Source organism: Pantoea cypripedii (assembly GCF_002095535.1).
GTDB lineage: Bacteria > Pseudomonadota > Gammaproteobacteria > Enterobacterales > Enterobacteriaceae > Pantoea > Pantoea cypripedii.
Genome location: NZ_MLJI01000001.1, coordinates 2153383 through 2167986, shown reverse-complemented (window position 1 = coordinate 2167986; position 14604 = coordinate 2153383). Strand labels below are relative to the sequence as shown.

Here is a 14604-nt window from a genome sequence, read left to right as displayed (position 1 = left end):
TTATGCCTTTTGCATCCGAAACCACGCTGCGGGCCAGCTTTTTTGACTTTACCGGCCTGGCTAGCCAGCCTGACACCATTGCCGATCAGGCACGTTACCTCGAAGATGGGGTACTGACGCTGCGCGACGGCAAAGTCGTGAGCCTGGAAAGCTGGGAAACTGCGCAGACACACATTAATCCCGCCAGCCTGATCGACCTGCGTGGCAAATTGATCGTGCCGGGTTTTATCGACACCCATATCCATTATCCACAGACCGAGATGATCGGCGCATTTGGTGAGCAGTTGCTGGAATGGCTGAATCAATACACCTTTCCGGTAGAAAGCCAGTATCACTGTCCCGATCACGCCGCACAGATGTCGGCATTTTTTCTGCACCAGCTGCTGGCGAATGGCACCACTACCGCGCTGGTGTTCGGAACGGTGCATCCACAATCGGTCGATGCCTTATTCAGCGCTGCGGAGCAACTCAATATGCGCCTGATCGCCGGAAAGGTGATGATGGATCGCAACGCACCGGCTTATCTGACGGAAACGCCGCAGGACAGCTACCAGCAAACCCGTGACCTGATTCAGCGCTGGCACAATCGCGGGCGGTTAAGCTACGCGCTGACGCCACGTTTTGCCCCCACATCATCGCCCCAGTTGCTGGAAAAAGTGAGCCAGCTGCGTGCGGAATTTCCCGATACCTGGCTGCATACCCACCTGAGCGAAAATCCGCAGGAAATTGCCTGGGTGAAAGAGTTATTCCCGGAGCACGAAGGCTATCTTGATGTCTATCACCAACACCAGCTCACCGGTAAACGCAGCGTGTTTGCCCACTGTTTGCATCTGGAAGACCATGAATGGCAGTGTCTGCACGATACCGATTCGTCAATAGCCTTCTGTCCGACCTCCAACCTGTTTCTCGGCAGCGGATTATTTAACATCAAACGCTGCTGGCAACAGGGGGTGCGCATGGGCATCGGCACCGATGTCGGCGCTGGCACCACCTTCAATCTGCTCCAGACGCTGGGCGAAGCCTATAAAGTCGGCCAGCTGCAACGCTACAAACTCAGCGCCTGTGAAGCCTTCTACCACGCAACGCTGGGTGGGGCGCATGCGCTCGATCTTGATCATGCCATCGGCAATTTCAATCCCGGTAAAGAGGCAGATTTCGTGGTACTCGACCCAGCCGTATCGGCATTGCAGCAACTGCGCTATGCCAACAGCAAAGATATCTGGGAAAAATTGTTTGTACTGATGACGCTGGGTGACGATCGCAACATCGCCCAGACCTGGGTGAATGGTCAGCCCGTCTGGCAACGTGAAAGCGGGGTGAAGGCCGCATGATTCAATTTCTGCTTAATAACCGTCTGGTGACCGAGCATACCCTCGATCCCAATCTCACCGTGCTGAATTATCTGCGCAATCACCAGCAACGACGCGGCACCAAAGAAGGCTGCGCCTCAGGCGACTGTGGTGCCTGTACCGTGACGCTGGGCAAAGTAGTCGATGGCCGCATGCACTATGAAACGGTGAACAGCTGCCTGACGCTGGTCAGCAGCTTGCAGGGAAAACAGTTGATCACCGTGGAGGATTTGCGCCAGGGGAACGATCTGCACCCGGTGCAGCAGGCGATGGTTGATTGCCACGGTTCACAGTGCGGCTACTGCACGCCGGGATTTGTCATGTCGTTATTTACCTTACAGAAAAACAGTGACGGCTGGGACCGGCATCAGGCGGAGCAGGCCCTGGCGGGGAATCTGTGTCGCTGCACCGGCTACCGACCGATTATGGATGCGGCGCAGCAGGCCTGCGAACAGCCAGCCAGTGATAACTTCAGCCAGAGCGAGGCCAGCCTGGTGCAGCGCTTACAGGCGCTGAGCAGCAATGAAGTGCAGGTGCTGGACGCCAATGATAGCCGCTGTTTTGTCCCCAAAACGATGGCACAGCTGGCGGCGCTGTATCAGCAGCATCCTGAAGCACGTCTGCTGGCAGGAGGCACCGATCTCAGCTTACAAATCACCCAGCAGTATCAGCGTATCCCGCTGTTAATCGCGCTGGAGCAGGTAGCGGAGCTGAAGACCTGCCTTGAGGATGATGAAAGCTGGCGTCTCGGCGCGGGGGCATCACTGCATCACTGTTATCAGTTTCTGGCGTCGCGCATTCCGGCATTCAGTGCCATGCTGGAGCGTTTCGCCTCGCTGCAAATCCGCAATCAGGGCACGCTGGGTGGCAATATCGGTAATGCCTCACCGATTGGCGATGCCGCGCCAATGCTGCTGGCGCTCAGCGCCCGGCTGGAATTACAGCAGGGGGAGCATTGTCGTGAAGTGGAGCTTGATCAGTTTTTCACCGGTTATCGTCAGACGGTGTTACAACCGGGCGAGTTTATCCGCACCATCATCATTCCTCGCGTGACAGTGTCACCTGACTTTGTTGCCTGGAAAGTGTCAAAACGCCTGGATGACGATATTTCCGCCATCTTTGCCGCCATCAATATCCAACTGGAAAACGGTACGGTGCAGCGTGTGCGTATGGCCTTTGGTGGCATGGCGGCGACACCCAAACGTGCATTACATGCTGAGGCTACGCTCGCCGGTGCGCCTTTTAATCTGACCACCATTGAAACTGCCTGTGCTGCCCTGAGCCATGATTTCCAGCCACTGAGCGACTTCCGCGCCAGCGCGGCTTATCGCCTGCAAGTGGCGCGTAATTTGCTGCGGCGTTACTACGCGCAGTCCAGCGGTGAACTGACCATTGCAGAGGTAACGCGCTATGTCTCATAACCGCCCGCAATTGAATGAAACGCTGTTAAAGACGCAGTTTGACGCCGGTATCCAGACTGGCGTCGGACGCAGCCGTAAACACGAAAGCGCCGATAAACACGTTTCCGGCGAAGCGATGTATATCGATGACAAACCAGAATTGCCCGGTTTGCTGCATCTTTGCCCGTTACTCAGCCCGCACGCCCATGCGCGCATCACCCGCCTCGATGTGCAGCCCTGCTACGCAGTGCCAGGCGTGGTCAGTGTTTTGACCTGGCGTGATGTGCCGGGCATCAACGATGTTGGTCCGCTGGAACCCGGTGATCCGCTGCTGGCGCAGGATAAAGTGGAATATCTTGGTCAGGTGGTGATCGCCGTCGCCGCCGAGTCCCCGGAAGCGGCACGCGCCGGAGTGGCGGCGGCTATCGTCGAATATGAACCGTTACCGGCGATCCTTGATGTCTGTGAGGCGCTGGAGCAGGGATATTTTGTTCAGCAGCCGCACGTCCATCAGCGCGGTGATGCGGATGCCGCACTGGCGCGTGCGCCACACCGTATTCAGGGCAGTTTTCATATCGGTGGGCAGGAACATTTTTACCTCGAAACCCAGACGTCACTGGTGATCCCCGGTGAGGATGCCAATTTGCAGGTATTCTCCTCCACACAAAACCCCACCGAAGTGCAGAAGCTGGTAGCAGAAGTGATGGGGATCAGCATGAACAATGTCACCATCGATATGCGCCGCATGGGTGGGGGCTTTGGCGGTAAAGAAACGCAGGCGGCAGGGGTGGCCTGCCTGTGTGCGATTGTGGCGCGCCAGACCAGGCGGGCAGCAAAAATGCGTCTCGCCCGACGTGATGACATGCGTATCACCGGCAAGCGTCATCCCTTTTATGTGCGTTACGACGTCGGCTTCGATGACGAGGGACGTTTTTGTGGGGTGAAGATCGATCTGGCAGGAAATTGTGGATATTCGCTTGATCTTAGTGGATCGATAGTCGATCGAGCCATGTTCCATGCTGATAATGCTTATTACCTCGGCGATGCGCTGATCACTGGTTACCGCTGCCGTACCCACATCGCGTCAAATACCGCCTATCGTGGTTTTGGTGGTCCGCAGGGCATGGTGGCGATTGAGCAAATCATGGACCACATCGCGCGTGAGTTGCAGCTCGACCCGCTGGAACTGCGCAAACGTAACTACTACGGTAAGCAGGATCGCAACGTCACCCATTATTACCAGCAGGTGGAAGATAATCTGCTGGACGAGATCACCGCGCAGCTGGAAGACAGTAGCGACTACGCGGCGCGGCGCAGCGAAATTCAGGCGTTCAATGCGGCCAATCGGGTGATGAAACGCGGGCTGGCGCTGACGCCAGTGAAATTTGGCATCTCATTCACCTCCAGCTTCCTCAATCAGGCCGGGGCGTTGATTTTGATTTACACCGACGGCACGGTGCAGCTGAACCACGGTGGCACCGAAATGGGCCAGGGGCTGAATACCAAAGTGGCGCAGATCGTCGCTGAGGTGCTGCAAATCGACATCAGCCAAATCCAGATCACCGCCACCGATACCGGTAAAGTGCCCAACACCTCACCGACGGCCGCCTCCAGTGGGACCGACCTGAACGGTAAAGCCGCCCAGGATGCGGCGCAGACGTTGCGCAATCGCTTAACGGAAATGCTGTGCAAACTGCATCAGTGCGGGCCGGAGCGGGTGCATTTCAGCAACGGCATCGTCCGGGTCGGAGAGCAGCATTTTACCTTCGCCCAGGTCTGCCAGCAGGCATGGCTGAATCAGGTGCCGCTTTCTGCCACCGGCTACTATCGCGTACCGGGCATTCATTACGACCGCAACGCCGGGCGCGGCACGCCGTTTTACTACTTCGCCTATGGCGCGGCCTGCTGCGAAGTGCTGGTGGATACCTTCACCGGCGAGTACCGCCTGTTGCGTGCCGATATCCTGCATGATGTGGGTGCCTCCCTGAATCCGGCGATTGATATCGGCCAGGTGGAAGGCGGATTTGTGCAGGGCATGGGCTGGCTGACCTGTGAGGAACTGGTGTGGAACGATCAGGGTAAACTGCTGACGGATGGTCCGGCCAGCTACAAAATCCCGGCTATCAGTGATGTCCCGGCGGATCTGCGCGTCACCCTGGTGGAGAATCGCAAAAATCCACAGCAGACGGTGTTTCACTCCAAAGCCGTCGGCGAACCGCCGTTTATGCTGGGGATTGCCGTGTGGTGCGCGTTGCAGGATGCGGTCGCCAGTGTGGCAGATTATCGTCATCATCCACTGCTGGATGCGCCTGCCACACCGGAACGGGTTTTCTGGGGCGTCCAGCGCCTCTCTGGAGCGGATGATGATCTACCACGACTGGATTAGCGTGCTGCATAGCCTGCGGGAAAAACGGCAGAGCTGTGTGCTGGTGACCGTGCTCAGCGAGCGCGGTTCGGTGCCGCGTGACAGCGGCAGCAAAATGGTGGTCACCGCCAGCGACAGTTTTCTCACCATTGGCGGCGGTCATCTGGAATATCAATGCATCGCCCAGGCGCGGGAGATGTTGCAACAGCAGCGTGCTACGCCGCATAGCGAGGAATTTGCGCTGGGTGCGCGGCTGGGGCAGTGTTGTGGCGGCATGGCAACGATTTTGTTTGAACCGCTGATGCAACGGCAGCCAGAAATTCAGGTTTACGGTGCCGGGCATGTCGGTCAGGCACTGGTGCAGCTACTGTCAACGTTACCCTGTCACATCACCTGGATCGATAGCCGTGCGGCGCAATTCCGCACGGTGCCGGATGGCGTTACGGTGCGACAGCTGGAGGAACCAGTGGATGGCGTGGCCGAAGCACGGCCAGGCAGCTATTTTGTGGTGATGACCCATCATCACCCGCTTGATCTGGCGTTAAGCGAAGCCATTCTGCGTCGGGGCGATTTCTGTTATGCCGGGGTGATTGGCTCGGAAACCAAAGCGCAGCGTTTTCGTTATCGGCTGGAGGGGAAAGGAATCGCAGCGGATACCCTGGCCCGCCTGCGTTGCCCGATCGGCTTACCGGATGTGAAGGGCAAGCTGCCAGCAGAAATTGCCGTGGCGGTGGCAGGAGAGATCATTAGCGTTTATCAGCGTCAGACGATGAGTTGTTGAGACGGCGCGAAACTGCCAGGATAGAGACATCCCGCCGGACCCTGTTCCGGCGTTGCTGATGATCAGGAGCGATAATGAATTCAAGAACGAATCCTTTTTTCACCGCCAGCACCTTGCCGTACCAGACCCCACCGTTTGACCTTATTCAGGAAGCCGATTTTCTTCCGGCGCTGGAAGCCGGTATTGCAGAGAAACGCCAGCAGGTCGCGGCGATCGCCAGCAACCCAGAGCCAGCTACCTTTGAAAATACCTATGAAGCACTGGAACGCAGCGGGCAACTGCTGAACCGGGTCAATCTGGTGTTTGGCGCCATGACCTCCGCCAATACCAGCGAACTGCTGCAGGAAGTGGATGAAATCATCACCCCGCAGCTGACGGCGCTGAACGATGAAATCACGCTGAACAGCCAGCTGTTTGCCCGTCTCGACAGCGTTTATCAGCATCGCGGTACGCAATGCCCGGATGCTGAAGCGATGCGACTGGTGGAAGTGGTCTGGCAACATTTTCAGCTGGCGGGTGCCAGCCTGAATGACGCTGACAAAGACCAGCTGCGTGCCTGTAATCAGGAGCTGGCCACGCTCGGTACAAAGTTTGGTAATCGGCTGCTGGCCGCCACCAAAACGGGGGCGTATACCGTCAGCAATCCGGCGGCGCTGGCCGGACTCAGCGATGAGGAACTGGCGCATGCCAAAGCGGCGGCCGAAGCCCGCGGTCTGTCGGGGGAATGGTTAATTCCGTTGCAAAACACCACCCAGCAACCGGTGCTGCAAGCGTTAAGCGTACGTGCAACACGCGAGGTGCTGTTCCAGCGTTCGCTGACGCGTTGTGAGCTGGGCGATGAAAACGACACCCGCGCGCTGGTACTGCGCATGGCAAAGCTGCGCGCGCAACGGGCTACTCTGCTGGGCTTCAAAACCTACGCCGAGTGGGGTTTGCAGGACCAGATGGCAAAAACCCCGGAAGCGGCGTTGAGTTTTATGCGCAATATCGTGCCTGCCGCCCGTGGACGGGCCGAGCGGGAAGCGGCAGAGATTCAGCAGGCCATTGAGCTGTCGCACCATAGTTTTCCGCTGCGCGCCTGGGACTGGAGCTTCTACGCTGAGCAGGTACGTAAAGACAAATACGCGCTGGATGAAAGCCAGATTCGCCCGTACTTCGCGCTGGAAAACGTGCTGGAAAAAGGGGTGTTCTGGTCAGCCAGCCAATTGTTCGGCATTCGCTTTAGCGAGCGCCATGATTTGCCGGTTTATCATCCCGATGTCCGCGTGTATGAGATTTTCGATGCGGACGATACGCCGCTGGCGCTGTTCTACACCGATTTCTTTAAGCGTGATAACAAAAGCGGCGGCGCATGGATGAGCAACTTTGTCGATCAATCGACACTGCTGGGCAGCAAACCCGTCATTTACAACGTCTGTAATTACACCAAACCGGCGGCAGGCCAGCCCGCGTTACTGAGCTGGGATGAAGTCATCACCCTGTTCCATGAATTTGGTCATGCGCTGCATGGTCTGTTCGCCTCACAGCGCTATGTCACCCTTTCTGGCACCGCCACGCCGCGTGATTTTGTCGAATTCCCGTCGCAGATTAACGAACACTGGGCCAGCAATCCGCAGGTGTTCGCCAATTATGCCTGCCACTATCAGAGCGGCGAGCCAATGCCTGCTGAACTGCGCGAGAAAATGGTTCGCGCGGCGAAATTCAACAAAGGTTACGACATGACGGAGCTGCTGGCAGCGGCATTGCTGGATATGCAATGGCACTCGTTGACCACCCATGACAATCCCGAAGATGTCAGCCATTTTGAATTGCAGGCGCTGGCAGCAGAGAATATTGCCCTGGCAACCGTGCCACCGCGCTACCGTTCCAGCTATTTCCGCCATATCTGGGGCGGCGGCTATGCTGCGGGTTATTACGCCTATATCTGGACGCAGATGCTGGCCGATGATGGCTATCAGGCGTTTGAGGAGCGGGGCGGCTTAACGCGGGAAAATGGCCAGCACTTCCGTGAACACATCCTGTCACGCGGCAACAGCACCGATTTGCAGTACCTGTGGCTGGCCTGGCGCGGCAAAGCGCCAGAAATCGGCCCAATGCTGAAGAACCGCGGGCTGGAAGGGGAATAACCATCAATTAACGGGTCACTGGTCAGTGGCCCGTTAATGATAAAGAAAACAGAAGGAATCGACACAATCCGTAAGTCCCCCCCAGCGCCCCCCGATACACTCCCGGCTAATTAAACGCATTCAGGCCAGGAGCCAAATCAGCATGAACGTTACATTTTCTAATTCCATCACGAATCCATCAACGGTTTATATGGACAGACCTGCTGACTCTGTTCCATTGGCAGACGTGGGCTGCGATTTTATTATCTCCGAGGCGCTTAAGGTCATTAAGGAAATGCCTGATCTGTCCGGGGATCCCGTACGGTTATTGAATGAATACCTTAAAGTGAGTCCTGGCTTGTCTAGCCTCCTCAGGGAAGGCGGTTTTGTTAATAACGCTGGAGAGATTGACGAACCCTTCCTGAATGAGAAGCCAGCGGAATTTCGCACCCTGCTCGACAGCTTTCGCTGCGGGGCTGAAACGCAAAACGCCACCCTGTCAGATAACGCACAAGATCTTCACCACGCCACCGCAGTATTTATGAGCAAGGTAACTGGACCTGGCAGCGAGCAGACCAGCGACACCGCGTTGTTCCGGCAGCTACTGGATGAGGAAGTCAGCACCACCACGCTTGCCACGGCCAATGAATTCATTAAAGAAAAAGGCACCAATTGGGTAAATATTGATGATCAAGGCCCACTGCTAAAGGCTGAGGTTGCGAGCCTGGAGAGCCAGCTTGCGGGGCTGGAAAATCTGGAGGACGCTCAGGAGGCGCGGCTGGCTGCTCTGGCAGAGAAGCCGCAGATGTTGTCCCCGGCAGAGCAGAAAGAACTGGGCGGGTTGCAAAAGCTAAAAAGAAAACTGGCCTGTCCGGATGAGCGCAAAGTGCTGGCGGCAGCGGTTGAGGTGATGAAGGACAGTGCGGAGGCGATGCAGGTGAATCCTGCTAAGTCAAAACAGTTGTCGCCAGAGACTAAACAGCTGCGCCTCGACGCCTGCGAAGCACTGAAAGATCTCTCCAGCGGATTGAAAGACACGATTAACACCCTGAAGGAAGTCAGACAGGCCAGCAGCGGACATGACGTTCTCGGCCTGCCCGAAAAACTGAAAAATGTCCGGCATAAAGTGAAAAACGCGCTGGATGTGGTGAAGAATAAAAGAAATGAGGCTATCGGGGGGGCGTACCCTGACAAATCAGGCCGGGTACGCGCGGCACTGCAAAAAGTCACCATTCCTGGTAGTAAGAATGACCCGATCACTGACGTGATGAGCAGCCTGAAGACGCACGAGGTCAATCTCGAAAAGGGCGTGTATCGGGAGCGGCTTTACATTCAGGAGGCCACAAAGGGACTTACACGGGCCAGCGCAGATTTACCCGAGGGCAAGGTGCGTGATGCTGTCAGCAAGTTACAGGCATTCTGTGGCGATTTGAGTTCCCGCCTGAAGACCATCGACGCAAAGCTTAGCCACTCTCCAGCACCGGCCGGATTGAAAGATTTAAAAACGGCCGCCGCTGCTGCAATTGCGATGTACAGAGCGCTGGAAGGTCAGGGCGTCACTTCAGACGGAGCAGACAAGCCCAAAACACAGCGCGACGTGTTCGACGGAGCCATGAAGAAATTCATGCAGGCGCGTGACGACATCCAGTCGGAGGAAATCAAACGCGGGTGCACAGAGATCGGTCTGGCCTTTAGCCTGTTGCGCAATCAATCCCCTCACATGGCCTCCGTCGGTATCAAAGAAGATACGCTGACGCAGCTTAAAGAGGTGGCGATGACGCTGCAAAGCCTGGTAAAAAAAACGGCACACAGCACAAAAGGCCTGACTGACAAGATCGGACTACCGTCATTTGAAAGAAAAAAACTGACGGACATGCTGGAGTCCGAAAGTGATCCGCTGCTGACGTCACTGCACTGGTTTGAGCTGCAAGCTCAGACGTTGGCCGGTACCGCCAAAATGGCGGATAAAGTGGCGGATATGCAGGCGCATAAAAAAGGGGCAGACCCGCTGGGGAATGTGAGTGATCGGCGTACGGAAAGTGTCAATGCGCTGGTCACCGCTAAAGATGAGCTGAAGAAAGCATTTTCACTGGTTGAGCACCGTTTTCAGCAGACAGACAAAAGGCTGGCCGCACTGGAGGTCACCAGCAGAGAGGAATTCTCACGTGCACAGACACAATTAAGTGTGATGGAAAAAGATATTCTCGTGCTGCCTGAGGAAATCAAACGTCAGGAAAAGAAAATTCATGCTTTGCGGAAGTTTCGTGTGGATAACGCCCAATGTCGGGAAGGCTTCAGGAAAGTATTTAATCAAGCCCGAAAGGCGGCCAACAACGCAGCGTCACTGACATTTTCCCAGGACCGGTTAACAAAAACCGAAATCGGCTTGCCGTGCGCGGAAATTTTACAGCAGGTAGAAACCTCAGCCCGTACCGCCGCAGGTACGCTGCGTGAAATCACCCACCAGGACCCGGTTATCTATGGACCTTTGCAGCGCGTGGCGATCTACCTCGTCCTGGCGCTGCATCAAGAGCTGGATAAGAGGACGGATTTAAGTCCGGCAGAAAAGGATGCGCTGGTAGATAAACTGGCAGATGAGTTCGCCGCAGAGATTGACACCAGGGAATTTGATCGCGAGGCGTTTAGCGAACTCATTAAAAAAGCGCACCAGCAAAAAAATGACGGTACGCTGCAACTCCCACGTGATTATCGGACGGTGCTGGCTCAACCGGGGCTGCAATGGGCAACGCTGATTTCAGATAAGGGCATCGCCGGAATGGCGAAATCGACGGTCAGTGGCGTGCTACGTTCGCTGCTCGGTCAGGCCGTCGATTTTGGTTTACCGGGCGGGTTTCTGGGCAGCTTCCTCAGTCGTACGCGGGCGGCTTTGTCAGTAGGAACCCTCGTTGCAGCGGGTATACAGCGCGAAGGCCATCTGAAACTCACGTCGATGCCTGGCGTTCCTTTACCTTCTGGCATCATTGGCCAGAACAGAATGGAAACGCTCAAACATGCTGCGATGTCGGCGGCACTGACCACGTCACCGGAGATTGCCAGGCTTGCCGCCAACGGATTGGGCGCGATGCATGATATCAGCAAGTATGGTCTCAGCTATGCCATGGAACAGGCCCGCAATCACCTTGCGGCAGATATGGTGGTGAGCAGTGGCATCACGCTGGCGGCGGCGGGTATACGCGAAGGTGTGCAGGCTGGGGCCATATACGCCAGCACCTCGATGACAAACCAGGATGAGGTTACACCGTCTCAGGCATTACCGGCAGAGAGCGCCGACATCGCCGGGCCTGAAATCACAGCAGCAACATCCACCCGCTCGCTAAATGCGCTGAAAGAATTCCAGCAAGCGCAACATAATGCGGCCGAACGTGTTGTGGAAAAATATCAGCTCGACAAGGATGCTTTATCATCCGTGCCCGGCCAGTTAAATTCATCGCACGATGACGTCAGGATGGCGACACAACAGGAAATTGATAATTGCAAAAAATATCAGAAAGCATTAATTACCCAGCTTGCGCAGGCATTCATTGCGAAAAATAATTCACCACGCCCATTGAGTGAGGTGGAAGACATGATGCGTGAGGAGTTTAAGCATGCCTCGATTGAGCTGCGCAATAACCAACATTGGGATGTAGTACAAACGCAGTTCAGCCATAATAATCAGGAGTACACCAGCAGGTTAACGCCAGCAGGGCAAATGAAGGTCGGGGAAGACGATATTTTTGCCGAATCTTACCAGAATAAAGGTGTTTGCAGTGGCTCAAGCAAAGATACCCAGCACGCGACCAATTTATGGATGTCGGAAATTACGGTGGCCGATGAAGAAGGAAAAGCCAAAACCTTATTTAAGGGCGTTCGCCACGGTATACTTTCCCCCTATGGTGTAGAAGATGAAGCGACCCGCAAAACCGGTTCGGTAGCGAAAGCACAAGAAGTGACAACGGCCGCTTTATATGCAAAACCGGATTTGCTTAATAAAGCGTTAGCGGGAGAGGAAGTCGAACTGCAAATCGTTTCCACGTCTCTGGTTACACCGGGTTCTGTCGGTAATGAAAGAAAAATGCTGGATGACCAAATGCATGCCTGGCAAACGCTAAGCAAACAGAATCCGGTTACTTTAATGGTCAGGGGGAGCGATGGTGAATTGCATCAGGTCAAAGTGAGACTTAAGGTGGCGGCATTTAACTTCGGTGTTAACGAAGCATCTTTAAAGGCGGGTCTGGGGCAGTCAGCATCAGATAAATATAACGCGGCGGCATTCAATCAGTTATTAGGGCAGAACCTTGATCCGTCTGCACCTCCCGGCGGGATGGTGGGTGAATACCTGAAAACGCATCCTGAAAATCGGGAAAAGGTGATAGAGCTGTGTCAGCAACTTAAAGAAATTTATAATAAAAAATCACACCATTATGATGGGGGCGAGCCCTATAAAGCCGCACAGCGCATGGCCATGTTGGCATACGAAATTGGTGCTGTGCCCGCGTACAACTGCAAAAGCGGCAAAGACAGAACGGGCATGCTGGATGCGGAAATAAAAAGGGAGGTCGTGAGCCAGCATCAGGGACGACCATTAAGCAAACCCGGAAATCCTCTCAGTGAATATGATAAGAAATTATTCCAGAAGGTGCTGGTTAGCGGGGGTAACGCTGAGGTGCAGAAATATAACACCGGTGTAGCGGGTAATAAGGTATTAAAAGAACTGCCATTGTCTGCGCTCAATCTGTCGCATCATAATCGCATTGGTAACCGCGATACATTTGAACAGGTGGGAGGGCTGTCAGAACTGGCAAAATATTAAAGCTAGCGGCGCAATATTTTGCACCGCTACTCGCTAAGGGTGAATTTAGCCCAGCGGGCCACCTTCGATGGTGTCGCACATACCGGCCAGCACCCGCTCGCCGGTTTCATTTTTCAGCTCCTGATACCAGGCCGCAGTGATTGCCGCGTCCTTCGCGTGCGTGACATCACAACGCTTACGCGCCTTCAACACTAAATCTTTGGTACGTTCCACGCGACGCGCCTGATAACGCAGTAACGCATCTTCTATCCCCAGCGAATGCGACGCCAGCGTCTGCGCCAGCACAATGGCGTCTTCCATTGCCGCGCATCCCCCCTGACCGATATCCGGCGTGGTGCTGTGCGCCGCATCACCCAGCAACGCTACTCGACCTTTAACAAACTGGCTGAAGGGTTCGATATCGTGGATTTCTACGCGATTGGTGGTGTCCGGGTTGATGGTGTCGATCAGACGCTGCACCGGCTCGGCCCAGCCCGTAAAGTAACCTTGCAGATCGCTTTTCAGCGTGCTGCGATCCTCCGCTAATCCCTTCGGCAGCGGGACATCAAAGAAGAAGTAGAAACGGTTGTCGCTGACGGGCATCAGCGAGACGCGCTTGCCTTCACCGACAAATGTGGTCCACTGGTCCGCCGGGGCGATGTTTTCATCGATGGTCACCAGGCCATTCCAGTTAACGTAACCGGCATAGCGGCGTTCAACGTTTTCACCCAGCACATAATGACGGATAACCGAGTGGGTACCGTCAGCCGCGATAAGAAAATCGGCGCTTTGCTGGCTACCATCATCAAACCAGGCAGTAACGCCTGACGCAGTTTGTTCCACCTGAGTCACGCGCTTACCAAAGTTGATGCGTGAGCGGCCATAGGTATCAATCAGCATCGCCTGAAGTTCCGCACGGGCGACCGGATAGGGATATTCGCCCACCTGCTGTACCAGCGGTGACATGCTGAAGCGGGTCAGGGTGCTACCGCTGTGGGCATCGTTGTAGGCCATAAACGCCATATTGCCGCCCAGCGCACGCAGCGATTCTTTCATGCCGAGGGCATTCAGGCACTTCACGCCATTGGGCCAGATGGAAATGGCCGCGCCGACCGGTTTCATCTCTTTCACCGCTTCGAACACCACCGTACTAAAACCTTCTTTCTCCAGCGCAATCGCCGCGCTCATTCCGCCGATGCCGGCACCAATCACAATCGCTTTCATAACCGTCTCCTTTGCAATACGGATTAGGCTTGCAACTTTTGTACCAACGAAGGGGGATGCAAAATAACGGGCTTAATGGGTTGATATTTATTGATTTAAATCAACTTTACCCAGGCCGAAATGCATGGTGCGCACAATAATGGTTCATTGTCATGCACCAATATGATGCATAACCAGGTAAGGGGTGAATCAATAGTTTCATTATCCACATAGTGTAGCGGCGCGATTTATCGCGCTTTTTTCGGCTCCGAACTCAACATTGCGCGATAAATCGCGCCGCTACGGATCGGTGCCATATGCCGTGTGCCATACTGATTCTGACCAACCACACGAGGGTAAGGCGATGAAGTGGACTATCCTGTTGCTGCTGCTGACCAGCCTTGGCGTCGCAGCACAAACCAGCTGGCAGCCGCAGCAAAAAACGCCGCTACCGCAACTGACACCCGCCGCAGCGAAATGTGATGTTTCTGCCTGCCAGCAAAACTGTTATATCCAGCAATCGCAATGCAACAACAATAAAGACAGCGCATGTGGTTCGCTGGCACAAATTTGCGTACAAAACTGTTCCAGTCAGTGCCGTTAAATGAA

The 14604-nt window shown here is 55.1% G+C and carries 8 protein-coding genes; 7 read left to right on the top strand and 1 reads right to left on the bottom strand.

Annotated features, from left to right (window positions below):
- The first annotated feature begins 2 nt into the window (after positions 1–2).
- The 6 genes from guaD to HA50_RS31680 all read left to right on the top strand — a co-directional run bounded on the left by guaD (position 3) and on the right by HA50_RS31680 (position 12813).
- Positions 3–1331 (top strand): guanine deaminase, encoded by a 1329-nt coding sequence (gene guaD, locus HA50_RS10050; RefSeq protein ID WP_084874874.1) that lies wholly within the window; start codon positions 3–5, stop codon positions 1329–1331.
- Positions 1328–2770: a xanthine dehydrogenase small subunit gene (gene xdhA / locus HA50_RS10045; RefSeq protein WP_084874872.1), complete on the top strand. Its 1443-nt coding sequence runs from the start codon at positions 1328–1330 to the stop codon at positions 2768–2770. The genes guaD and xdhA overlap by 4 nt, the downstream gene beginning before the upstream one ends.
- Positions 2760–5135 carry a xanthine dehydrogenase molybdopterin binding subunit gene (gene xdhB, locus HA50_RS10040; RefSeq protein WP_084874870.1) on the top strand — a complete coding sequence of 792 codons (2376 nt, stop codon included), beginning with the start codon at positions 2760–2762 and terminating at the stop codon, positions 5133–5135. Before xdhA ends, xdhB begins: the two co-directional genes overlap by 11 nt.
- On the top strand, positions 5113–5895 hold the full coding sequence (xdhC, locus tag HA50_RS10035) for a xanthine dehydrogenase accessory protein XdhC (protein ID WP_084874868.1): 783 nt from the start codon (positions 5113–5115) through the stop codon (positions 5893–5895). The genes xdhB and xdhC overlap by 23 nt, the downstream gene beginning before the upstream one ends.
- A 74-nt stretch (positions 5896–5969) precedes the next feature.
- Positions 5970–8021 carry a peptidyl-dipeptidase Dcp gene (dcp, locus tag HA50_RS10030; RefSeq protein WP_084874866.1) on the top strand — a complete coding sequence of 684 codons (2052 nt, stop codon included), beginning with the start codon at positions 5970–5972 and terminating at the stop codon, positions 8019–8021.
- A 337-nt stretch (positions 8022–8358) separates the two neighbouring features.
- Positions 8359–12813, top strand: a complete 4455-nt coding sequence (locus HA50_RS31680; RefSeq protein ID WP_244193571.1) for an inositol phosphate phosphatase SopB — start codon at positions 8359–8361, stop codon at positions 12811–12813.
- Between the two features lie 45 nt (positions 12814–12858).
- Here HA50_RS31680 and hpxO read toward each other — a convergent pair whose 3' ends face one another.
- On the bottom strand, positions 12859–14016 hold the full coding sequence (gene hpxO / locus HA50_RS10020) for an FAD-dependent urate hydroxylase HpxO (protein ID WP_084874864.1): 1158 nt from the start codon (positions 14014–14016) through the stop codon (positions 12859–12861).
- Between the two features lie 343 nt (positions 14017–14359).
- Between hpxO and HA50_RS10015 the strand changes: the two genes are divergently transcribed.
- Entirely contained in the window at positions 14360–14599 is a 240-nt protein-coding gene (locus HA50_RS10015) for a hypothetical protein (protein ID WP_084874862.1), read from the top strand.
- Positions 14600–14604: the final 5 nt, after the last annotated feature.